This is a genomic window from Bacillus cereus group sp. BfR-BA-01349, assembly GCF_022663795.1.
Taxonomy (GTDB): Bacteria; Bacillota; Bacilli; order Bacillales; family Bacillaceae_G; genus Bacillus_A; species Bacillus_A cereus.
Map to the genome: position 1 here is coordinate 90,966 of NZ_JAKUGE010000004.1, position 24,215 is coordinate 115,180.

A 24,215-nucleotide genomic window follows, 5' to 3' on the forward strand; every position below is an offset into this window, starting at 1 on the left:
AAGAAAGGGAGTCTTCCTTTCTTCTTTCTCCTCCTTTAGACACGATCATTCACTATTGCTTTTGTATTGTTATTGCAATTTAAGAGAGGTGAGTGGAATGGGTGAAGATAAGAAATTAGGGTTGTTTACACTAACGGCTCTTGTAGTTGGGTCTATGATTGGCGGTGGAGCCTTTAATTTAGCGAGTGATATGGCAAAAGGTGCTGGTGCTGGAGCCATTATTATTGGCTGGGTTATAACAGGAATTGGGATGATTGCACTTGGATTATCTTTTCAAAATCTAACTGTAAAACGGCCAGATTTAGATGGTGGTATTTTTAGCTATGCAAAAGCAGGATTTGGTAATTTTATGGGATTTAATAGTGCGTGGGGATACTGGCTATCTGCTTGGCTTGGGAATGTAGCTTACGGTACATTATTGTTTTCTTCATTAGGATATTTCTTCCCAATCTTTGAAGGCGGGCAAAATGTAGCGTCCATTATTGGTGCAAGCGTATTATTATGGTGTGTTCACATGTTAATTTTACGTGGAGTTCAATCAGCAGCACTTGTGAATTTAGTAACTACAATCGCAAAATTAGTACCTGTATTTGTATTTATTGTCATAGGAATCTTTGCGTTTCATATTGATACGTTCTTAGATGGATTTTGGGGGCAAACTGGTTCTTTTTCATGGGGAGCAGTTGGCAGCCAAGTTAAAAGTACAATGCTTGTAACTTTATGGGTATTTATTGGGGTAGAAGGGGCTGTTGTTTTATCCAGTCGAGCAAAAAATAGAAGTGATGTAGGGAAAGCAACCGTTATTGGCTTAATTGGTACACTCATCATTTATATTTTAATCACATTATTGTCTCTTGGACTTATGCAGCAAGCAGATATTGCGGGTTTGAAAAATCCGGCTATGGCTTATTTATTTGAAAGTGTTGTTGGAAAATGGGGTGCTATCTTTATTAATTTAGGTTTGGTCATCTCTGTATTAGGTGCTTGGTTAGGTTGGACTTTGCTCGCTTCTGAAATTCCATATTTAGCGGCTAAAGATGGAGTATTTCCAAAATGGTTCGCAAAAGAAAATAAAAATAAGGCTCCAGTAAATTCATTGTGGATAACAAATGGTTTAATACAAATGTTCTTGTTAACATTTGTTGTTTCTGATCAGGCGTATAACTTTGCATTCTCTTTAGCATCTTCAGCTATTTTAATTCCATATGCTTTTTCAGCATTTTATCAACTGAAGCATAGCTTAAATTCTGAAGAAGTAGATCGAAATAAAAATATAGTAATTGATTTGATAGCCAGTATTTATGGCGTGTGGTTAGTTTATGCAGCTGGTTTAGAGTATTTATTATTAACAATGACTTTATATGCGCCAGGTATTTTTATTTTCTACAATGTTCAAAAGCAAAAGAGTTCGAAGCAAATATTTACTCGAGTGGAATTAGCATCATCCGTAGCAATTGGTGCTTTAGCATTCTTTGCGATTTATGGATTAATTACAGGCAGTATTACTTTATAAAGCGCTGTGAAAGCGAAATCAACTGGAGGGCTGGAATATGGCACGAAGAAAAATTGTAGTTGCACTAGGGGGAAATGCGATACAGTCTGGAGAAGCTACTGCGGGAGCGCAGCAAGAAGCGTTGGAAAAAACGGCAGAACAACTTGTGAAAATAATGGAAAATGATGTGGATATAGTAATTGCGCATGGAAATGGCCCACAAGTGGGGAATATTTTATTACAGCAAAAAGCTGCAGAAACGGAAAAGACACCTGCAATGCCATTAGATACTTGTGGGGCAATGAGTCAAGGGATGATTGGATATTGGATGGAAAATGCGATTGAAAAGGCATTGAAAAAACGGAATATAAAAAAAGACGTAGCAACGGTTATAACACGTGTTGTTGTGGATAAAAAAGATGAGGCATTTAAAAATCCAACTAAACCAATTGGTCCTTTTTATACAGAAGAAGAGGCCAGAAGATTAATGGATGAAACAAAAGCAGTGTTTAAAGAAGATGCTGGTAGAGGGTGGAGACGTGTTGTTCCATCACCGAAGCCTGTAAGTATTCATGAACATAAAGTGATTAATTCTTTGGTCGAAGATGGAAATATAGTGATAGCTGTTGGCGGAGGTGGATTTCCAGTAATTGATTCCGAAGAAGGGTTAAAAGGAACTGAAGCGGTTATCGATAAAGATTTCGCTGCGCAGAAATTAGCAGAATTAGTAGATGCCGATACGCTCGTTATTTTAACTGCAGTTGATCATGTGTATGTAAATTATAATCAACCGAATCAAAAAAAATTAGAGCATGTCACAGTGAATCAATTAGAAGAATATATTGAAGAACAACAATTTGCTGCGGGAAGCATGCTTCCAAAAATTGAAGCTGCTATTAATTTTGTTAATACAAATCCAAAAAGAAAAACAATTATTACGTCTTTAGAAAAAGTATATGAAGCACTAGAAGAAAAAGCCGGTACTATTATTTCAAAACAGAATGTATGCATATATGTTTAAATTATTATGTACGCTACTTATTAGTAAAAAAGAATGAAGTTAGTAACTTCATTCTTTTTATTTATTAATATTTTTTGTACTTATTGTTCATAAAGTTTTCATGATGAAATCTGAATATGTAAGTTAATTATGATAAAATTCAAATTGAATACGCTTTCTTGATTTTTCGCTCCAACATACAGCAAGAGAGAGGGAATTTTATGAATAGACGGAACGTAGTTAAGGACTTAAAGCAGTTCGAATTATTTGCTCATTTAACAGAAAAAAATTGAAAGGCTTAACAGAGTTTGTTTATTGGCGAACTTATAAAAAAGGTCAATTTTTATTTTTAGAAGGAGATTCAAGGGAAAGAATCTACTTCATGTTAGATGGTTTTGTAAAGTTAGAGCGGGTTAATCAAAATGGGAACTTATTATACGATGACTATGTAAAGCGATATTCTATTTTTCCTTATGGTGGTATGTTTACAGACAGAGGATATAACTATACAGCAGAAGCAATGACGGATGTGGAGGTATATTATATTCCAACGGTAATCTTTGAAGATATGGTAAAATCCAGCAGAACGCAATTGATGTACGTTGTTCAGCAATTATCATCTATATTAAAATTGAACGAAAATCGAGTGCAAAATATTACAATTCCTAATGCACAAGATCGTGTTATCCAAACGTTAAATTATTTAATGCAGGATTTAGGAGAACAGAGTGGGGAAAAGATTGTAATTTCATGTCCACTTACAACAATTGAAATATCCAAAATATCTGGAACATCTCGAGAGACAGTTAGCAGCGTATTAAAACAATTAAAAAATGATAGCATTGTTACAATTTTAGATAAAAAAATTACAATACATGATCCAACATATTTTGAAGAAATTTCAATGTGAAAATTGTATATTGATTTTTTAATTCATAGTGTATATTAATAAGGTTCTTTATATATTTATAAGGAACTTTTTTACGTTATCCTCTATAAAAAGATTGTATAGTATGGTAATAATAGCTAAAATCGATAATAAAATACAAAGTGAAGGGGAGAAAGAATGATTCGTATTGAGTATGATCGATTAGTAGCTATTTGTTACAGTATAGGGGTTTTGTTATTATTAAAAATTCCAAATGATAATGAATTAATTGGGGAAAAACTATTCAATGTCTATAAGGTTCCGATACATACGTATGTCTATATGGATTATAAAGTCTCAAATATATTGATTGTTTCTTTCATACTACATGTAATTGCATTTATATTATTTTTAAAATGGCTAGGAAAAAAGGAGTCTAGTACATTTAGAAAAACGAATAAGATAAAAGTAGTAGGCATTAGTATTTTAATTTTAATGATGCCGTTTATTTTAAATAACATCCTCCAGACATTGAATAAAACATGGTACTATGCAGGAAAAACAGGCGTAGAAGCAATAGAATATAAAAAAGATGATAGCCATTGTAGAATGGAGAAAAATGGAGAGAATATCCAACCGAAGTGCATTGTTACTTTAAAAAATTATCGTAATCATTCACAAGCATTAAAAGTTGTTTTATATGATAATGCAAACGAGAATTCAAAAAGCTATCCAGTACCGAAACCAGTCTATTTACAAAAACATGAGACAAAGCAATTCGAATTTCAAGTTCCTGTTTCTTATAATAGAGGTATTGAAAAAGATAAAGTACCAAATATTAAATTACATTCATTGCATGAAAATGATACGAAATACAATTAATCTATAAGTAAAAGTTTATGAGTAGGAGCAAGAATTTGAAACGATATAGAAAATCAACTTGAATCATCCAACATACTGCGAGGTAACGGTATATTGGGTGATTTTTTTATGTTATCCCCTTTTTTCAAGTATGAAAAGGAGGAATACTTTGTTGGAAATGAAAAACATCACAAGGATCATAAATGATTTTTACTTTACGTAATCTGTGAAAGTTAGAGCCATAATAACTAGTTTGCCAATTTTTAATGTCGATATCGGGCCAGTTCACATAGTCACCTAATGTATAAGGATCTAAGTTTTCTCGTAAACCTTTAACCCAGCGTATATTTCGATTTTCTTCATCATCGCATTTCCAAGAGGTAATGTATTCTTGAGCAATAATTGCTTTACGATGAAAATAAGCCGTTTTATTCGGCGAAATATTTTCAACAGCACCTATGGGCGATTGATGCCAAATACTAGCATCTTTATTTGGTGCATGAGAAAGAAAGTATTGCATGATTTGAATGCCTTTAAGGGGAATAGGCTTATAGACACAGGAACCAGAGCGCTTGAAATTTTCAGGGATGTTACCGCCATTAAAAAATTCAACAGCCTTTATATAAGGAACTTCTTCTATAAAGAGAGAGGGGCTACCAGTTTCAAGAAGAGGGGAAGAATGAGATTTACCTTTGTGAGAAATAAATAAAGCATAAGAATAAAGAATCTACATAGAGTTCAATGAAAACAGTTGCAAACTGTTCATATTTTGTTATGATAGTGTTACGAAAACGTTTGCATAAAATTCCGATGGGATGCAAAAGGAGAGAATGACTATGAATAAGACATGGTGGAAAGAAGCGGTTGCTTATCAAATTTATCCACGAAGCTTTATGGATTCAAATGGTGATGGTATTGGAGATTTACAAGGTATTATTGCAAAACTGGATTATTTAAAAGATTTAGGTATAGATGTAATTTGGATTTGTCCAATGTATAAATCGCCTAATGATGATAATGGTTATGATATTAGTGATTATCAAGATATTATGGATGAGTTTGGTACAATGGCAGACTTTGATGCTTTACTAGATGAAGTTCATAAGCGTGATATGAAGCTTATTATTGATTTAGTTATTAATCATACGAGTGATGAACATCCATGGTTTATTGAATCACGTTCATCTAAAGATAATCCGAAGCGTGATTGGTATATTTGGCATGATGGTAAAGATGGTGCGGAGCCAAACAACTGGGAAAGTATTTTTAATGGTTCGGCATGGGAATATGATGAAGAAACAGAACAATATTATTTACATCTATTCTCACGTAAACAACCAGATTTGAACTGGGAGAATAAAGAAGTTCGCGAAGTATTATACGATACAGTTAATTGGTGGCTTGATAAAGGTATTGATGGTTTCCGCGTTGATGCGATCAGTCATATTAAAAAAGAAGAAGGCCTTAAGGATATGCCAAATCCAAAAGAGTTAAAATATGTGCCATCTTTTGATAAACATATGAATGTGAAAGGTATTCAACCTTTATTAGAAGAGCTAAAAGAAAATACATTCTCTAAGTACGATATTATGACTGTTGGTGAAGCAAATGGCGTTAAGATTGAAGATGCTGAGCTTTGGGTTGGAGAAGAGCAAGGTAAGTTCAATATGGTATTCCAGTTTGAACATTTAAGTTTATGGGATGCAGAGAAGAAGAAAGACCTTGATGTTGTAGGATTGAAAAAAGTATTAACGAAATGGCAAAAAGGATTAGAAAATAAAGGATGGAACGCTTTATATATTGAGAATCACGATAAACCACGTATCGTTTCAACATGGGGAGATGACAAACAATATTGGCGTGAAAGTGCAACAGCTCTAGGAGCGATGTATTTCTTTATGCACGGTACACCGTTTATTTATCAAGGACAAGAAATTGGTATGACAAATGTTCAGTTACCAAATATTGAAGATTACGATGATGTAGCAATTAAAAATTTATATCGCGAGAAAATTGCAGAGGGCGTACCACATCAAGATATGATGGAGATTATATGGGCTTCTTGCCGCGATAATTCACGTACACCTATGCAGTGGAATGATGGGATTAATGCTGGTTTCACAACAAGTACACCTTGGTTTAGCATGAATCCAAATTACAAAGAAATTAATGTTGAGAAGCAAAAAAATGAAGAAAAGTCTATTTTCAATTTCTATAAGAAAATGATTGCCCTGAAAAAAGAGCACGATGTACTGAACTATGGTACGTACGATTTACTTTTAGAAGACGATCCACAAATTTATGCATATACACGTACGTTACAGGATGAAAAAGTCATTGTAATTAGTAATATCTCAAAAGAGGAAGCTGTGTATAATGAGGGTTCATTTGCACTAGAACGCAAACGTTTGCTTTTAAATAACTATGAAGTTGCGGAACATGAAGAAGTAACAACAATTGCTTTAAAACCTTATGAAACAAGGGTTTATCGCATTTCATAATAAAAAAGGATGCTCTTTGAGCATCTTTTTTATGAAAAAAAATAAATTTCTATTGCAAAGTGAAAACGCTTTTATTAAAATAGATTTATGAAAACGGTTGCGTAAAGGGGGGGATAAAAATAAAGTAATATAAGGAATCGTTTTCATAAAGGGAACAGAAATTATAATTTAAATCATTATGTTGTTATAAATAAAGGGGAGGAAGAACAGATGAAAATTACGTCTTTTGATTTTTGGCAAAAGTTCGGGAAAGCTTTATTAGTTGTTGTAGCCGTAATGCCAGCAGCTGGTTTAATGATTTCCATCGGTAAGTTAATTGGTATGTCTGCTGGGGATGTTAACGCAGTTCATACAATCGCTCGCGTAATGGAAGACATCGGTTGGGCAATCATTACAAATCTACACATCTTATTCGCAGTAGCAATTGGGGGATCTTGGGCGAAAGATCGCGCGGGTGGTGCATTTGCAGCGCTATTAGCATTCGTCTTAACAAACCGAATTACAGGAGCTATATTTGGCGTAAACGCTGAAATGTTAGCGGATTCAAAAGCGAAAGTTTCTTCAGTAATAGCGGGAGATTTAATTGTAAAAGATTACTTTACTTCTGTACTTGGTGCACCTGCATTAAACATGGGAGTGTTCGTAGGGATCATCACAGGTTTCTTAGGAGCTACTTTATATAACAAATATTATAACTATAATAAACTGCCACAGGCATTAGCATTCTTTAATGGAAAACGATTTGTACCATTCGTTGTAATTCTTTGGTCTACAGTTACTGCGATTGTATTATCACTTCTATGGCCATTCATCCAAAGTGGGTTAAATGAATTTGGTCGCTGGATTGCAGCTTCAAAAGATAGCGCACCAGTTGTTGCACCGTTTGTATATGGAACGTTAGAGCGTTTATTATTACCATTTGGTTTACACCATATGTTAACGATTCCGATGAACTATACAGAGCTAGGCGGAACATATACGATGTTAACTGGTTCAAAAGTTGGACAAGTTGTAGCAGGACAAGATCCATTATGGCTTGCATGGATTACAGATTTAAATAATTTACTAGCAAATGGAGATACGAAGGCATATAACGATTTATTAAATAACGTTGTACCAGCTCGTTTCAAAGCTGGACAAGTTATCGGCTCAACAGCAGCGTTAATGGGGATTGCATTTGCGATGTTCCGTAACGTGGATAAAGAAAAGCGTGCAAAATATAAACCAATGTTTTTATCAGCAGCATTAGCAGTATTCTTAACAGGTGTAACAGAACCAATTGAATTCATGTTCATGTTTATTGCTCCAGTATTATATGTTGTATATGCTATTACAACAGGACTTGCATTCGCGCTAGCTGATTTAATTAACTTACGTGTTCATGCATTTGGATTTATTGAGTTAATTACTCGTACACCAATGATGGTTAACGCAGGTTTAACAAGAGACTTAATCAACTTTGTTATTGTTTCATTAGTGTTCTTCGGTCTTAATTACACTATTCAATTTCTTAATTAAAAAATTCAATTTACCAACACCAGGGCGTGCAGGTAACTATATTGATAATGAAGATGAGGCATCAGAAGGAACAGGAAATGTACAAGACGGTTCATTAGCAACAAAAGTTATCGATTTATTAGGTGGAAAAGAAAATATTGCTGACGTAGATGCTTGTATGACACGCTTACGTGTAACAGTAAAAGATTTAGATGTTGTTGCACCAGAAGCACAGTGGAAACAAAATGGTGCTTTAGGGCTTATTGTAAAAGATAAAGGTGTACAAGCGGTATATGGTCCGAAAGCTGACGTATTAAAGTCAGACATTCAAGATATGTTAGGTGCGTAATAATATGAAATTGCTAACTTTAAACTGTCATTCTTGGCAAGAAGAGAATCAAATAGAAAAGATACAATACCTTGCTAAAGTAATTCAAGAAGAAGAGTACGATGTCATCGCATTGCAAGAAGTAAGTCAGTCCATACAAGCTGAAAATGTATGCGGTAACAAGAAAGAAGATAATTTTGGACTTTTACTATTAGAAGAGTTAAAAGCGCTACATGTAAAAGATTACAATATTACTTGGGATTTCTCTCATATTGGTTATGACGTGTATGAAGAAGGATTAGCAATTATAACGAAGCATAATATTATAAAAGAAGATACGTTCTTCATTTCAGAAAACGAGGATACAACGTATTGGAAAACGCGTAAAATTGTAAGTGCAACAATTGCTTATAATGGTAAGGATATAACGTTTTACTCTTGCCATCTCGGTTGGTGGAATGATGAAGAAGAGTCATTCGAAGGTCAAGTCGATCGTTTGATGGAGCGTGTAGATAGCAATAAGCTCGCCTTCTTAATGGGGGATTTTAATAACAATGCTCGGTTGGAAGGCGAAGGTTATGAGTATATGATGCAAAAAGGGTTGTATGACACATATGAATTAGCAATAGAGAAGGATGAAGGAACGACTGTCCAAGGTGAGATTGCTGGTTGGGATGAAAATAAACATAATTTGCGAATCGATCTAATATTGTGTAACCAAAGTAAAAAAGTTCATTCTTCAAAAGTTATTTTTAATGGTACAAACAGAAATGTAATTTCAGATCATTTCGGTGTAGAGGTTCAATTGGATATATAATAGAAGAAATCCTCACAGAGAATAAAAGCTGTGAGGATTTTTTTTAGGAATACAAGTATTTCCAAGAGAAAATACTTGTATTTTTTATGACATTTCATATATATTTGTTATTATTGGATGTAAAACCGATTTGGTCATTTTGTATTCATACTTTGACTCACTTCGTTATATAATGAAGTAAGTGAAAGTTAATGGGAAAAAATAGTACGTTTTTGGTTAATACACGATGTAGAAAGTGATATAATTGCAAAATGCATGTATCATTTTCTAAAGAAGGAAAAATATATAATTAGGTGATAACTTCTATGAAACAAATTTGGCGTATTTATAAGACTGATTTACGGAATGTAGCCAAACATTGGGCTGCAATTGTTATTGTTTTAGGATTAATGATTTTACCATCGTTATATGCATGGTTTAACATTAAAGCTTCTTGGGATCCATATGGAAATACAAAAGAGGTTCCCATTGCAGTTTCTAACCAAGATGCAGGTTCTAATTTAAGAGGGAAAGATATTAATATCGGGAAAGAGATTGTAGACTCCCTTAAGAAAAACAAAAATCTTGGCTGGAAATTTGTAGATGAAAAACAAGCAATTTACGGAGTTGAGCGTGGGGATTATTATGCAAGTATTACGATTCCAAAAGACTTCTCTGAAAAAATCGCAACTGTTCTGGATGAAAATCCGAAAAAACCAGAACTGGATTACTATGTGAATGAAAAAGTAAACGCGATTGCACCGAAGATTACAGCAAAAGGTGCATCAGGTATTACAGAAGAAATTAGTAAAAACTTTGTAAAAACAGCAAACGGTGAGATTTTTAAAATTTTCAATGACCTTGGAATCGATTTAGAAACAAACTTACCAAGTATCGAAAAAGTAAAAGATCTTGTCTTTAAGCTAGAAGCGCAGTTCCCGGAAATGAATACACTTATGGATAAGGCGTTAGATGATGCAACTCGAGCAGAAGATGTTGTGAAAGTAGCGCAGAAAGATTTACCTGTTGTAGAGAGTGTAATAAATGATGGGCAGGAAGCGTTGGCGAATTTAGATAAGTTCTTTGCAAGACAAGATCAAACATTAAAAAATGCTCCAGGGACGATAAGAAATGATTTAGTGGCAGCAAAAGGCGTTATGGATAGTGCAGCTGCATTTACTGACTTTTTAATGAATCCAGGTGTAGAATTAAATATTCCTGATTTGTCTGGAATGAATGGATTACCTGAATTCCCAGCGAGACCAGATCTTTCTAAGTTGAATAGCGATGGGTATAAAGGGATAGCACAAAATATTAATCAAACAGTAAATAATGTTTTAAGCTCATCACGTGCAGGAACAGCTTATGCACAAAGTGTTATGGATGGATTGCAAAATGGAAGCGTTGATCCAGAGATAGCTAAGAAAAATATTTCGACTATATCTAATAATCTTCAAACGCATATTGACAATCTTTCTTATGTAATTGATGTTATGGCTCGTTTAGAGCAAGGGGCTCAAACTGAGTTTGGGCAAAATTTCTTTAAAACAAGAAAAGAGCATTTAACGGATATTAAGAATGGACAACAAGATTTAAATAATCGTTTTAAACGTTTAAACGATTTAATTAGCACAGGTCAGGAAGTTAAACAAGATGTGCGTGATGGAATTAATCAGAAATTAAATGAAACAAATGCTTTAATCGATCGAGCTGAAAAAGATTACAATGAAACGTTTGTAGCTGATTATAAAAAGGCAGTTAGCGCGGTAGATCAAGCTAAAGCTGATGCAAATCAAATATATGATAATGCAAAAGCAGATTATGATAAAGCAAAAAATAGCCTTGAAGGTGCAAAAGCAGATTTACAGAAAGCAAAAGAAGATGTACAAAATAGAGGTATTAACGGTTTAGATTCAACGAAAGTAGCTTTAAATAGCTTAAATGGTCAATTCCAATCTGGAATCGGTTTAATTGATGATATGATTCCAGTTCTAGAAAGTACAAATAAGGTTTTAGCGGATGTAAATAGTGATAAAAACCTTAATAATGGAATCGCAAAATTAAACAAAGCGAAAAGCAGCTTACAAAAAGGTGTAGAGGCAACGAATAAGGGAATTACACTTCTTAACAATGGCCAGAAACCTACAAAAGATGTAATTGAAAGTATTAACAACGCTGCGAAGGGCGGATCAGCTCAATTAACAGATGTATTATCGACGTATGATTCAGAAATTGTACCTAATTTCAATACAGCAATTGCTCGTACAAAAGAGATGTCGAAAAATACAACTCAAATTTTAAATGATGCAGACAAAAAGCTTCCAGATGTTAAAAAATTACTAGAAGATTCATCAAAAGGCTTAGTAGACGGGAAAAAGAAATTAGCAGATATTAAAGCTGAAATGCCGGAGACTGAGAAAAAGATTAAAGAATTAGCAGATAAAATTCGTGATTTTGAATCTGAAGAGGATTTAAAAGACATCATACGCTTATTGAAAAACGATGTTGAAAAGCAAAGTGATTACTTTGCGAATCCAGTAAATTTAAAAGAGAATAAATTATTTGCGATGCCGAACTACGGTTCAGCGATGTCACCATTCTATACAGTGCTTGCATTATGGGTAGGCGCATTATTAATGGTTTCATTATTAACGGTAGAAGTACACGAAGAGGGCGCGAATTATAAGAGCCATGAAATTTACTTCGGACGTTTATTAACATTCTTAACGATAGGTCTTTCACAAGCGTTTATCGTATCGATGGGAGATATATTCTTACTTGGTACGTACGTAGTCGATAAGTTCTGGTTTGTGTTATTTAGTTTATTTATTGGTGGAGTCTTCGTTTGTATCGTATACTCACTCGTTTCTATTTTCGGAAACGTTGGGAAATCGATGGCAATCATTTTACTTGTACTACAAGTAGCAGGATCGGGCGGAACATTCCCAATCCAAATGACACCAGCGTTCTTCCAAGCGATTTATCCGTTCTTACCATTCACATACGCAATTAGCGCAATTCGTGAAACAGTTGGCGGAATGCTTTGGGATATCGTAACGCGAGATTTACTTGTGTTAAGTGCTTTCGTAGTAGTTATGATCGTTGCTGCGTTATTACTGAAAACACCAATTAACAAATCAAGTGAAAAATTTGTTGAGAATGCAAAAGGAAGTAAAATCATTCACTAAAATAAAAGGTTCCTACCGATAGAGGTAGGAACCTTTTTGTTTAATCAAATTTTAATTTTTTTAATGCTTCTGCGAATGGGGTATTTAATGGTTCTTCTTCTTTTTTCTGTTGTTTCATATATTTTTGAACGTCGCGTTTATCGGCTTTGTTTCCAGATTCTTTTTTACGTCGCTCTTGGAATGTTGATAATTTCTCGCGATAGCCACATTTACATGCGAAAATTTGGCCTGCACCCTCACCACGTAATTCTAGTTTCTTTTTACATTGCGGACAGCGAGCGTTTGTTGTACGAGATACATTTTTACGATGACCACATTCACGATCTTGGCATACGAGCATTTTTCCCTTTTTGCCGTTTACTTCTAGCATTGGTTTACCGCAATCTGGACAAGACTTCGTTGAAATGTTGTCATGTTTATATTTTTTATCACTCGATTTAATTTCAGAAACAATTTCTTTCGTATAGTTCTTCATTTCCGAAATGAATACTTCTTTCTTTAATTTTCCTTTTGCAATTGCTTCAAGTTTTTGTTCCCACTCACCAGTTAGTGTAGGTGATTTTAATTCTTCTGGTACTAAATCAAGTAATTGACGACCTTTTGATGTAATGTGAATATCTTTACCACGTTTTTCAATTAAGAAAGAATTGAAAAGTTTGTCGATAATATCTGCACGTGTCGCTACAGTACCTAATCCACCAGTCGATTTTAACGTATCAGCAAGTTGTTTATTTTGCGTATCCATATATTTTGTAGGATTCTCCATTGCTGAAAGTAAAGTTGCTTCATTAAAGCGTGCAGGTGCTTTCGTTTGACCTGATGTTTGCATAAGTAACTTTACAGTTAATGTATCGCCCTTTTCAATGTGAGGTAGAATCTGCTCTTTTACGTCATCAGTTACATCATCGTCTTCAAATCGATTTTCGTATACTTCCTTCCAACCAGCATGTAAAATCGTTTTTCCGCGTGCAATGAATGTTTCATTACCGACCTTTGTGCGTAACGTTAGTTGTTCGTATTCGAATGCTGGGAATAAAACAGCTAAGAAACGTTTTACAACTAAATCATAAATTTTGCGTTCTTTATCTGTGAATGCTGAGAAATTAACGTATCCTTCTGTTGGAATAATCGCATGATGATCGCTTACTTTACTATCATCAACAAATGATTTGTTAGGTTTGATAGGCTTTTGTAATACTTTATGTGCGAAGGGACGGTATTCTCCAACACCACATGCTTTTAGACGTTCTGGAAGTGTTCCAACGATATCAGATGAAATGTAGCGTGAATCTGTACGAGGGTACGTTAGTACTTTATGCTGTTCATACAATTTTTGCATAATATTTAATGTTTCTTTAGCAGAGTAACCGAACTTTTTATTTGCATCACGTTGCAATTCAGTTAAATCGTAAAGACCAGGAGAGAATGACTTCTTCTGTTTCTTATCAATTTCCACAACAGTAGCATTATGTTTATCTAAACTTTTTACAATACCATCAATTTTTTCTTTATTAAAACTGCGGCTATTGCCATTTGCATCTTGCCAAGTAAGTTTGAGCTTCTCCATTGTTTGAGCTTCGATGCCATAGTAAGTTTGTGCTTTGAAGTTTTTTATTTCATCTTCACGACTAGCAATCATAGCGACAGTAGGCGTTTGTACACGGCCACAATTTAACTGAGCATTAAAGCGAGTTGTTAAAGCGCGAGTTGCGTTAAGACCGATATACCAGTCAGCTTCTGAACGTGCAACTGCTGAAGCGTATAAATTGTCATAGGCTTTACCTGGTTTTAAATTTGCAAAACCATCTTTAATTGCTTTATCGGTTACAGAAGAAATCCATAAACGTTTGATTGGTTTATTTAGCTTAACTTTATCGATAATCCAGCGTGCGACTAATTCCCCTTCACGTCCAGCGTCTGTTGCTACAATAATTTCATTTACATCTTTTCTAAGTAGCTGACTTTTTACAGCATTAAATTGTTTACCAGTTTGTTTAATAACCGTTAATTTCAAACGCTCAGGTAGCATCGGTAAATCTTCTAAATTCCACTTTTTATATTTCACATCATAGCTTTCTGGATCAGCTAATGTAACGAGATGGCCTAAAGCCCAAGTTACAATATATTTACTACCTTCAAGGTAGCCGTTTCCTTTTTTATCACACTTAAGTACACGAGCAATATCTCGTGCAACGGAAGGTTTTTCAGCGATTACAACGCTTTTTGCCATATTAAAAACATCCTTTCAAATTTCCATAAGTTAAATATAGCATACATCTTCTTGAGATTCAGTTTCGCTCCATATTTGAGCTGTTTTTAATGGAGTGAACAAAATCCCAACTAATTAAAGTTTCACTTTATCCCGCATTAACGGGCAGTAAGATCCCCACCTCAAAATTCAACGAAAGCAAATAAGTTAGGTGGGGGAACAACTGCCCGTAAAAGCCCGATTGGTGAGGGCCGATAATCAGTGGGGGATGAAAAAAACACTGATTAAAGTTTCACTTTATCAGTTGCTCCTATATTAAATAGAAAAGTAAAGAACTTGTTATTTTACTAGAATAAGAGTAGACTTTGAAGTAGATGAATAAGAAACACATGGGAGTTTGTGGATACAAACTGAGAGTATGACTACTAGTCCGTCATTGACCATTTGAACCTGTTGGATAATGCCAGCGTAGGGAGAGTGTAAAAGCACATGTTCAGGCACTTTGCGTACGCGCAAAGTGTCTTTTTGTGTATCTCCCATCATTATAGTTAGGAGATGAAAAGGATGAATATGAAAGAAATTAGTAAAGTAGTGGATTTGGTGAGAGAATCTAATCCGCTCGTTCATAATATTACAAATGTTGTTGTAACAAATTTTACTGCTAACGGTTTGTTGGCACTTGGAGCATCGCCTGTAATGGCGTATGCAAAAGAAGAAGTAGCAGAAATGGCTAGCATTGCTGGAGCGTTAGTATTAAATATGGGGACACTTCGTCCTGAAGAAGTAGAAGCGATGTTACTCGCGGGTAAATCAGCAAATGCGAACAATGTGCCAGTACTATTTGACCCAGTTGGTGCAGGAGCAACTTCGTATCGAACAGAAGTTGCGAGACATATTCCAGCCGAAATAGATTTAGCAATTATCCGCGGAAATGCGGCTGAAATAGCAAATGTTATTAATGAGAAATGGGAAATTAAAGGGGTAGACGCTGGTACTGGAAATGGCAATGTTGTAAGTATTGCAAGGCAGGCAGCAGATGAACTAAATACAGTTGCGGTCATTACTGGAAAAGAAGATGTTGTTACAGATGGAGAGAGAACTATTGTTATTCGAAATGGTCACCCTATTTTAACGAAAGTTACGGGAACAGGTTGTTTACTAACTTCTGTAATAGGAGCATTTGTAGCAGTGGAAAAAGATTATGTAAAAGCAGCAGTAGCCGCATTAACGTTTTATGGTGTAGCTTCGGAACTGGCAGCTGCTAAGGCGGTAGAAAAAGGGCCTGGTAGTTTCCAAATTGAATTTTTAAATCAATTAGCTAATACAACTTCAGGTGATATTGAGAAGTATGGGAAGATTGTGGAGTTAGAGTAAGAGGGAGTGAAAGAAATGGCACGCATTGAAATAGATAAAATGTCTACGCTATTGCAAGTGTATTTTATTATGGGAAGTAATAACTGCACGAGGGATCCTTTAGCTGTATTGAAAGAAGCGTTAGATGGTGGAGTGACACTTTTTCAGTTTCGCGAGAAGGGGGAAGGTTCTTTAATCGGAGAAGATAGAGTGCGCTTTGCAAAAGAATTGCAGACGCTTTGTAAGGAATATAGTGTTCCTTTCATTGTAAATGATGATGTAGAATTAGCCATTGAATTAGATGCAGATGGTGTTCATGTTGGACAAGATGATGAAGGAATTACATCTGTTCGTGAAAAAATGGGAGATAAAATTATCGGCGTATCTGCTCATACAATTGAAGAAGCACGCTTTGCAATCGAAAATGGAGCAGATTATTTAGGCGTTGGACCTATTTTCCCAACGAGTACGAAAAAAGATACGAAAGCGGTTCAAGGAACGAAAGGATTAGCTTATTTTAGAGAACAAGGAATTACAGTGCCAATCGTTGGTATTGGTGGGATTACAATTGAAAATACAGCGGCAGTTATAGAAGCGGGTGCGGACGGTGTTTCAGTTATTTCAGCAATTAGTTTAGCTGAATCTGCGTATGAAAGTACGAGAAAATTAGCTGAAGAAGTAAAGAGAAGTTTGTAGGGAAGGAAGTGTAGTATTTTAAGTGCTACATGGAGAAATAGACTGCCCAAAAATTTAAACAAACATTTGATTAAAAAAGCACAAACCTTTTTAAATAAAGGTTTGTGCTTTTTCTTTAAAACATAATTGAAATTAAGAGCATTCCAATTCCGATAGAAGTAAATGTTGCAATTAGACCCGGAATCATAAAACTATGATTTAATACGTATTTACCGATACCTGTTGTACCAGTGCGGTCAAAGTTAATGGCAGCAACGATTGTCCCATAGTTTGGAATGAAGAAGTATCCATTTACTGCAGGGAACATCGCAATCAGTAGCGCTGGTGGAATGCCAAGGGATAGTCCAAGTGGCATTAAGGCACGAACTGTTGCTGCTTGGCTGTACAGTAAAATAGATAGAATGAATAGTGCGATGGCAAATAGCCAAGGTGCACTTGTTACTAAATGCTGAATGGATCCTTGAATCATATTTAAGTTTCCATTAAAGAAAGTATCTCCCATCCAAGCGATACCGAAAATAGCAACAACTGCTGTTGCTCCTGCTTTAAAGACGTTACCAGACACAATGCTTTCTACATTTGGTTTACAGAAAATAATAATAAGAGCCGCGATAGTTAACATAACCATCTCAATTGTGTTCGGCATGGAAAGACGAGCTAACTTCCCATCAACTGTCCATCCTGGACGAAGTGCTTCAAATGAACCGAGAAGTACAACAAGGAAGGTTCCTACAAGGAAAAGGATAACTGATAATTTTGCACCCTTTACACCTACAAATTCTTTTTTCTCTTCAAGCTTAGGAATCATTCCTTCTTTTAATCGTTTTAAGTATTCAGGGTCTTCACTTAATTCTTTTCCCATCTTACTAGCAACAAATGCAGCTATCATACAAGCGATGAAAGTAGAAGGGATACTTACTTTTAAAATATCTAATAAGGTGATTTTATAGTCAGCTAACATTGCTAAAAGTGCAACTGTTGCAGCTGATATAGGACTAGCTGTAATTGCTTGTTGGGAAGCAATTACGGCAATTGACATTGGTCGTTCTGGTCTAATTCCCGATTCGCGAGAGACTTCAGCGATAACAGGAAGTACAGAATAAGCAACGTGACCAGTTCCTGCACAAAGTGTAAATAAATAAGTAACAATTGGAGCAAAGAATGTAATGCGTTTTGGATTTTTTCGTAATGCCTTTTCAGCTAGATGAACAAGGTAGTCCATTCCTCCAGCGGCTTGGAGTGCACCAGCAGCTGTAATTACTGCCAAAATCATAAGCATTACATCGATAGGAGGCGCCGTTGGTTGTAAGTGGAAGACAAAAACGAGTATTGCCATACCAACTCCACCCATTACTCCTAAACCAACTCCGCCTAGGCGTGCACCAATAAAAATACAGAGTAACAAGGTAAGAAATTGTAGCCAAAACATGATAAACTACCTCCGAAATTCATTAGTTAAGATATATTCGAATAGTTTAATTTGAATGAAAATTAAATAAATACCCGAAGAAATCCTTTTTATTTATATATTTTTTATTATATAACACAAAAAAAGTAACATTCACGTACTTTTTGAAATTATTTTGAAAAAGCAATGCATTAAAAATTTGTATTTATATATCTAAATAAGTAGACATTTTGATTTATATGTTGTAATCTTTGAAAGAGAATAAATTAATTCTCATAGAACTCCCATATCGTTCAACTCGTTCAGCGAGAAAGGCAAACTGATGGAAACATGAGGACGCAAAACTACAGGAGCTAAGGTCGAAAGGCTACGCTAGCCAGTTACCGGACGGATAGGGTTGGTCTTGGCCAATGCTTTTACATTGGCTTTTTTTTATTCTCGAACATATTGAGAAACATTTTCAAACAAAATATTCATATATTTTGTTTTTTGTTTATGTTGATTAAGGAAGGTGGATATTAATGAAAAAATATTGGCATAAGTTATCGTTCCTTCAAAAGAACGTCTTATTAACCGTATTAGTTATTTTGACACTTGTTGGAAGTATGGGTGCATTAAGTTTCAACATGTTTCAAAATAGTATGATGTCTTTATTTGAAAGGCAGTCTATTGAAACAGGAGAAATAGTATTGAAAAAATTGGATGTAGAATTAGTTAGAGACATGGCGAAAGATCCTACAGCCGAAAAAGTGAAAAAAGAAAAGTTAACAGAGAAATTAGATGAAGTGTCAAAAGAATTGAAAAGTGTTGGACAAACGTATGTTACAGGAGCAAAGCCGAATGAAAAGCGAGAATTACAACTCGTTGGTTTGACTACAGAGTTAACAAATGCGTTTCCTATAAAGCCGGGAGATTATTATGAACAACCCGCTCATTGGATGAAGGCATACGATAAAGTGATTGATACGAAAAAGGCCCAAATAACAGAAGTATATGAAGATGAAATAGGTTCGTGGGTGACAATATTAGAACCAATTACAGATGGAGAAAACAATATTGTTGCAATTATTGCGGCTGACTTAGATGCTTCCATTGTTCCTATTACAAAAGAGAAGTTTATGATACAGGGCTTACTCTTTATCATTATTTCATTAGCAATTGCGACTATTACTCAATTCTTTATCGTGCGTCACTCGTTAGCTCCATTAAAAGATTTACGAGAAGGGTTACGTAAAATTGGTGAAGGTGACTTAAGTGTTAAATTAAAAGAAAGACCAGATGATATTGGAATTATTAATGTTTATTTCAATAACACGATTGAAAAATTTAAAGGGATTATAGATAAAGTAAGGCAAACTGCTGAGCAAGTTTCTTCTTCTTCACAAGAATTGTCGGCGAGTACAGAGGAAAACAGCATGGCAGTTCAAGAGATTGCAAGTTCTATTGAAGGTTTAAGAGTAGGGGCACAGTCTCAAAAAACTTCAGTACAACAATGTTTAGGAATTGTACATGGAATGGAAGATAAGGTAGAAGAAATAACTGGGGCTGCAAAACAAGTTGCGGTTGCTTCTGAAGGTATGGAACAACATTCAATTGAAGGTAATGAAGTGATTGGACAAATTATTAATCAAATGAGTTTAATCCAAAATGCAGTACAAGATTTATCTTCCATCATTTATTCGTTAGAAACAAGGTCAAAAGAAATTAGTGATATCGTAACTGTAATTACAGGTATTTCAAATCAAACAAATTTATTAGCTTTAAATGCTTCTATTGAGGCTTCACGTGCTGGAGCAGCTGGAAGAGGGTTTGCAGTTGTTGCTGATGAAGTACGAAAATTAGCAGAACAAACGGAAGCGTCTGCAAAAGATATAGCGAAATTAATTGGTGAAACACAAGCTGAGACAGAAGATGCTGTAGTTTCCATGCAAAAAGGTTCAAGAGAAGTAGAAACTGGAATTTCGCTTGTTCAAAGTAGTGGAGATTTCTTTGAAAAAATCTCAAAATCAGCGCAATCTGTTACAGATCAAGTAAAAGCTGTTTCTGGTAATTCGAGTGACATTTTACAAAATAGCCAGAATATTGTTCAAGTCGTAAATGAATTATCACATATTGCAAATACTTATGCCAACAGCAGTAGTAATGTTGAAGAAAGCATGAAAGAGCAAGAAATATCAGTACAAGATATTGCAGAATTAGCGACTTCTTTAAGTTGGCTTTCTCAGGAATTACAAGAGCTTATTGGTGAGTTTAAAAGCGAATAAGGAGAAAGTTCAATTCTAATCAAGGGAATCCTCCCTTGATTATGAATTGAACTAATCTGCCCTTTAATAAGGGATGAAAAAGGTGTGAATTTTCACACCTTTATTATATTTAAGAGAGGAATTTACATAAATATGAAATTAGCAATTTCTTATAGTGAGATGGTAAAAGAATTTTTAGGAAAAGTAGAAGGAAGTATTAAAATACCTAAAGATGTGCAAGGAACGGAACTTAGGATAAAAAGGAAAACGGAACTGTTTTCAAATTTGACTCACATTGTGGATTTAATAGGAGCGACTACAACGTGGTTATATCATATTTCTAAAGAAAAACATATTGTCGTGCTTTATCATGTAAGAGGAAGTTTATTTCCGATTACTATTGAAGTTTCTAATTTTCTCTCCTATGAAAGTTTAAATTTACAAATTGAAGAGCAACTGGAGCAAATTAAAGAAATGAATGAGGAAGAAATAGAAGAGTTTCAAAACGGTAATACATTATATGAAATGTCACCTATTATTATTGGTGAAACATATTATGAGCTACAAGACATGAATACATTACAATTTGTATTTAGTAAAAATATGAAAAGTGTAGAAATAATATTTAATAGTGTTAATTGGAAAGAGACAACGATTACTCGTTATGCACAACAAATACAAGGTGTTTTAATTGATATATCACAAAATACTAATAAGTATATAAAACGTTTTAATATTATTACAGAGGCCGAGATGGCACTTTATAGTCAAGTGAATGATACGACAGCAGTATATCCTGAGAAAAGTATCGTCGATATGTTCTATAATACTGTTACTCAATTTCCAAATCGTATAGCTTTATCTTCAAGGGAAGGTACTTTAACTTATGAGGAGCTAAATAAAAAAAGTAATCAAATAGCTCATATGTTAATTAAAAACGGCGTCCAATTAGGAGACTATGTTGGAATATTTATGAAACGTAGCATAGACACAGTAGTAAGTATGGTAGCTATATTAAAAGCTGGTGCAGCGTATGTTCCAATTGATCCAGATTATCCCGAAAGTAGAATACAGTACATTATTCAAGATAGCCAAGCGAAAGTTATATTGATGAAAGAGACGCCTATAACATGTGATGGGGTTCAAACAGTTTCAATGTATGATAGTGAAACTTATGAAGATATAGATGTAAAGTTGTCTATTCATTGTGACGATGTAGCTTATATGATTTATACATCTGGTTCAACAGGGAATCCAAAGGGAACGATGTTAGCACATAGAGGCGTTGTTAATCTGTATACTTGGATGAAAAAGCAATATGAATTGACAGAAGAGGATGTATTTGCCCAATTTCCTTCCTTTAGTTTCGATGCCTCTGTATGGGAGTCATTTGCTTCTTTATTCTGCGGAGGAAACTTGTATGTATTACTAGAGGAAGAGCGATTGTCTGTAGAAGCATTTGCAAATGCAATCTATAAAGTGAAAGCAACTTCAATCTTGGCATTAGCAACAATTTTTGTTCGACAAGTAGCAACTTATTTAGCAGCAGAAGATATATATAAGCTAGCTTCCCTAAAAAGAATTGCGATTGGCGGTGAAATGTTGCCTGTAGAGGTTATTAAATTGTGGAGAGAAAGAATAGGTACAAATGTTGAAATTTATAATGTATACGGACCGACAGAATGTACTGTAGTGACGACAACCTATAAAATACCTAGTCAGTTAAATGAGGATGTTGCGAGTATTCCCATTGGTAAACCATGTGCTAATTATCAAGTTATGATTTTGGATGAGAATATGAATCTTTGTCCAATTGGTGTACCTGGTGAATTATATATAGATTCAGTGGGATTAGCAAAAGGGTATTTTAATAAGCCTAATAAAACAATTGAAGCTTTTATTCCGAACCCTTTCAATCCTATAGTCAATATATATAAAACAGGTGATATCGTTAAGTTGCTAGAGGATGGAAATATAGAGTTTTTACATCGGAAAGATGATCAAGTAAAAATTAGAGGACATCGTATTGAACTAGGAGAAATCCAAAGTAAAATTTCTCATAATCATAATATAAAAGAAAATGCTGTTTTTGCTAAGAAGAGTAAGGAAGGTAGCCAATATTTAATCGCGTTCTATACAACTTTAAATAAAAAAGAAATACCAGAATTAGTTTATCAGTTACAAGAGCAATTACCAGATTATATGGTGCCATCTAAACTAATTTATATTAATGAATTACCACTTACACCTAATAAAAAGATTGATGTTAAGAAGTTAGCTCAGTTAGAAGAAAAGTATGAACCGGTTCGTCTACAAGAATATGTTGCACCTTCTAATAAAGCAGAAAAACAAATAGCGAACGCTTGGGCAGAAGTATTAGGAATTTCAAAAGTTGGAGTACATGATGATTTCTTTACAATTGGTGGACATTCATTAAAAGTATTACGAGTCTTAACATTGTTAAAAGAAGATTTCTCACATTTAACAATTCAAGATTTCTTTAAAGAAAGAACGATATATGGATTAGCTCGAATTGAGCGAGAAGTAAAAGTAGAGAAAGAAGAAGTATTTCGTGAATATAAAGTGATTCACGAACCAGATACTATCACGTATGCAAACGTTTTGGAAGAAACCCAGATTTCAAATGTCTTTTTAACAGGAGCTACTGGTTATTTAGGATCACACATATTATATGAATTGTTGAGAGATACATCTGCTACTATTTATTGTTTAGTAAGACCAACGAAAGATGTGCAGCAAAGAATTATAGATACATTAACAGGCTACTTTAATGATATATGTGAAGAATGGTTACAGCGTATACAGGCCGTAGCTGGTGATCTGGGAGAAGAGTATCTTGGGATGAGCGAAGAAGAATTTATGTTCATCAGTTCTAAGATGGATACGATAATTCATTGCGGTGCAGATGTAAGACATTTTGGAGATGTAAAACAATTTGAAAATATAAATGTCCAAGGAACTAGCCGTATGCTAGCATTAGCGGAGAAAGGTGCTACATTCCATTTTATTTCTACAATTGGTATCCCGTTAGAATTAGCGGTAGATCAATGGGATACATACATGAAAACTGGTGATTTTAATTACAGTGTAGACTTAGAGAATGTATATTCAAATAGTAAACTACAAGCGGAAAACATTGTTCGTGAAGCAATGAAAAATGGTTTGCGCGGAAATATTTATCGTGCAGGTAATTTAGCATGTCATTCAGAAACAGGTTCGTTCCAACAAAATATTGAAGGAAACGCATTTTATCGTCTTATTAAAACAATGCTATTAATTGGGAAAGCACCAAATGTGAAGTGGAAAGTTGATTTCACACCAATTGATTTTGCTAGTAAATCAATTGTATCGTATTTACAAGATGCGCAAATTGTAGGAGAGACGTTACATATTTGTCATCCACATCAAATTGAGTTTGAACAATTTATACAGCTAATTGGAGAGTGTGGATACAATCTTGAAATGGTTCCACTTTCAGAATATGTAAATACCGGACTTGCATTAGCGAAGGGAAATGAAGTAATAGCAGAGTTAATTGCTTCTCAAGTTGCAGGAGATGGAGCGCAGCAATCTGAAATTGTAATGGGTACGCGTAGAACGAATGAATGGATTAAGAAAAAAGAATTGATAGTACCAGCAATTAATAAAAAATTTATTCAGCAGTTATTAGCTCATGGTGAAAAAGTTGGTTATTTTCCAAAAATAATGAAATGATTATGCATGCTTTTGTTTGTTCAATAAAATAAATCATGCT

The 24,215-nt window shown here is 34.5% G+C and carries 12 protein-coding genes, 3 pseudogenes and 2 riboswitches; of the genes and pseudogenes, 12 read left to right on the top strand and 3 right to left on the bottom strand.

Translation table 11 applies throughout. From position 1 onward, the window contains the following. Positions 1-97: 97 nt before the first annotated feature. The 4 genes and pseudogenes from arcD to MR169_RS04170 all read left to right on the top strand — a co-directional run bounded on the left by arcD (position 98) and on the right by MR169_RS04170 (position 4,242). On the top strand, positions 98-1,513 hold the full coding sequence (gene arcD, locus MR169_RS04155) for an arginine-ornithine antiporter (RefSeq protein WP_242318939.1): 1,416 nt from the start codon (positions 98-100) through the stop codon (positions 1,511-1,513). Positions 1,514-1,550: 37 nt separating this feature from the next. Further along, a complete protein-coding gene (gene arcC / locus MR169_RS04160; protein WP_242318940.1) occupies positions 1,551-2,513 on the top strand; it encodes a carbamate kinase in 963 nt (320 codons plus the stop codon). 200 nt (positions 2,514-2,713) lie between these two features. Further along, a pseudogene (locus tag MR169_RS04165) lies at positions 2,714-3,402 on the top strand (Crp/Fnr family transcriptional regulator). Between the two features lie 156 nt (positions 3,403-3,558). Next, entirely contained in the window at positions 3,559-4,242 is a 684-nt protein-coding gene (locus MR169_RS04170) for a hypothetical protein (protein ID WP_000619193.1), read from the top strand. Between the two features lie 124 nt (positions 4,243-4,366). On the opposite strand, the pseudogene MR169_RS04175 reads toward MR169_RS04170, so the two are convergent. After that, positions 4,367-4,903: pseudogene (locus tag MR169_RS04175) on the bottom strand (BBE domain-containing protein); the annotation flags it as partial. A 154-nt stretch (positions 4,904-5,057) separates the two neighbouring features. Here MR169_RS04175 and MR169_RS04180 point away from each other — a divergent pair. From MR169_RS04180 to MR169_RS04195, 4 genes and pseudogenes are all read left to right on the top strand, one after another. Next, complete coding sequence (locus tag MR169_RS04180; protein ID WP_001044705.1) at positions 5,058-6,722, top strand: glycoside hydrolase family 13 protein; 1,665 nt, start codon at positions 5,058-5,060, stop codon at positions 6,720-6,722. A 210-nt stretch (positions 6,723-6,932) separates the two neighbouring features. Further along, positions 6,933-8,568: pseudogene (locus MR169_RS04185) on the top strand (PTS transporter subunit IIBC). Positions 8,569-8,572: 4 nt separating this feature from the next. Continuing rightward, complete coding sequence (locus MR169_RS04190) at positions 8,573-9,364, top strand: endonuclease/exonuclease/phosphatase family protein (protein ID WP_000771985.1); 792 nt, start codon at positions 8,573-8,575, stop codon at positions 9,362-9,364. A gap of 305 nt (positions 9,365-9,669) precedes the next feature. Continuing rightward, positions 9,670-12,531: a YhgE/Pip domain-containing protein gene (locus MR169_RS04195; RefSeq protein ID WP_000810078.1), complete on the top strand. Its 2,862-nt coding sequence runs from the start codon at positions 9,670-9,672 to the stop codon at positions 12,529-12,531. A gap of 40 nt (positions 12,532-12,571) precedes the next feature. On the opposite strand, the gene topB is transcribed toward MR169_RS04195, so the two are convergent. Then, positions 12,572-14,761 carry a DNA topoisomerase III gene (topB, locus tag MR169_RS04200; RefSeq protein ID WP_001140205.1) on the bottom strand — a complete coding sequence of 730 codons (2,190 nt, stop codon included), beginning with the start codon at positions 14,759-14,761 and terminating at the stop codon, positions 12,572-12,574. Positions 14,762-15,119: 358 nt separating this feature from the next. After that, positions 15,120-15,232, top strand: a riboswitch (TPP riboswitch). Positions 15,233-15,304: 72 nt separating this feature from the next. On the opposite strand from topB, the gene thiM reads away from it, so the two are divergent. Continuing rightward, positions 15,305-16,114, top strand: a complete 810-nt coding sequence (gene thiM / locus MR169_RS04205; protein ID WP_001056095.1) for a hydroxyethylthiazole kinase — start codon at positions 15,305-15,307, stop codon at positions 16,112-16,114. A 15-nt stretch (positions 16,115-16,129) separates the two neighbouring features. Continuing rightward, on the top strand, positions 16,130-16,789 hold the full coding sequence (gene thiE, locus MR169_RS04210; RefSeq protein WP_000090968.1) for a thiamine phosphate synthase: 660 nt from the start codon (positions 16,130-16,132) through the stop codon (positions 16,787-16,789). A 115-nt stretch (positions 16,790-16,904) separates the two neighbouring features. Here thiE and MR169_RS04215 read toward each other — a convergent pair whose 3' ends face one another. Next, positions 16,905-18,218: an anaerobic C4-dicarboxylate transporter family protein gene (locus tag MR169_RS04215; RefSeq protein WP_000498701.1), complete on the bottom strand. Its 1,314-nt coding sequence runs from the start codon at positions 18,216-18,218 to the stop codon at positions 16,905-16,907. Positions 18,219-18,500: 282 nt separating this feature from the next. After that, positions 18,501-18,585, top strand: a riboswitch (cyclic di-GMP riboswitch). A gap of 133 nt (positions 18,586-18,718) precedes the next feature. Between MR169_RS04215 and MR169_RS04220 the strand changes: the two genes are divergently transcribed. Both MR169_RS04220 and MR169_RS04225 read left to right on the top strand, forming a co-directional pair. Beyond that, the gene (locus tag MR169_RS04220) at positions 18,719-20,461 is read left to right on the top strand and encodes a methyl-accepting chemotaxis protein (RefSeq protein WP_000761078.1); all 1,743 of its coding nucleotides are present in this window, start codon (positions 18,719-18,721) and stop codon (positions 20,459-20,461) included. A 132-nt stretch (positions 20,462-20,593) separates the two neighbouring features. Then, a complete protein-coding gene (locus tag MR169_RS04225; RefSeq protein WP_242318942.1) occupies positions 20,594-24,175 on the top strand; it encodes a non-ribosomal peptide synthetase family protein in 3,582 nt (1,193 codons plus the stop codon). Positions 24,176-24,215 lie beyond the last annotated feature (40 nt).

Excerpts from the sequence above, each read along its gene's own strand:
- MR169_RS04190 (WP_000771985.1), top strand. The coding sequence starts at position 8,573 with ATGAAATTGCTAACTTTAAACTGTCATTCTTGGCAAGAAGAGAATCAA.
- topB (WP_001140205.1), bottom strand. The coding sequence starts at position 14,761 with ATGGCAAAAAGCGTTGTAATCGCTGAAAAACCTTCCGTTGCACGAGAT.
- MR169_RS04225 (WP_242318942.1), top strand. The coding sequence starts at position 20,594 with ATGAAATTAGCAATTTCTTATAGTGAGATGGTAAAAGAATTTTTAGGA.
- MR169_RS04215 (WP_000498701.1), bottom strand. The coding sequence starts at position 18,218 with ATGTTTTGGCTACAATTTCTTACCTTGTTACTCTGTATTTTTATTGGT.
- arcD (WP_242318939.1), top strand. The coding sequence starts at position 98 with ATGGGTGAAGATAAGAAATTAGGGTTGTTTACACTAACGGCTCTTGTA.
- arcC (WP_242318940.1), top strand. The coding sequence starts at position 1,551 with ATGGCACGAAGAAAAATTGTAGTTGCACTAGGGGGAAATGCGATACAG.
- MR169_RS04170 (WP_000619193.1), top strand. The coding sequence starts at position 3,559 with ATGATTCGTATTGAGTATGATCGATTAGTAGCTATTTGTTACAGTATA.
- MR169_RS04180 (WP_001044705.1), top strand. The coding sequence starts at position 5,058 with ATGAATAAGACATGGTGGAAAGAAGCGGTTGCTTATCAAATTTATCCA.
- thiE (WP_000090968.1), top strand. The coding sequence starts at position 16,130 with ATGGCACGCATTGAAATAGATAAAATGTCTACGCTATTGCAAGTGTAT.
- thiM (WP_001056095.1), top strand. The coding sequence starts at position 15,305 with ATGAATATGAAAGAAATTAGTAAAGTAGTGGATTTGGTGAGAGAATCT.
- MR169_RS04220 (WP_000761078.1), top strand. The coding sequence starts at position 18,719 with ATGAAAAAATATTGGCATAAGTTATCGTTCCTTCAAAAGAACGTCTTA.
- MR169_RS04195 (WP_000810078.1), top strand. The coding sequence starts at position 9,670 with ATGAAACAAATTTGGCGTATTTATAAGACTGATTTACGGAATGTAGCC.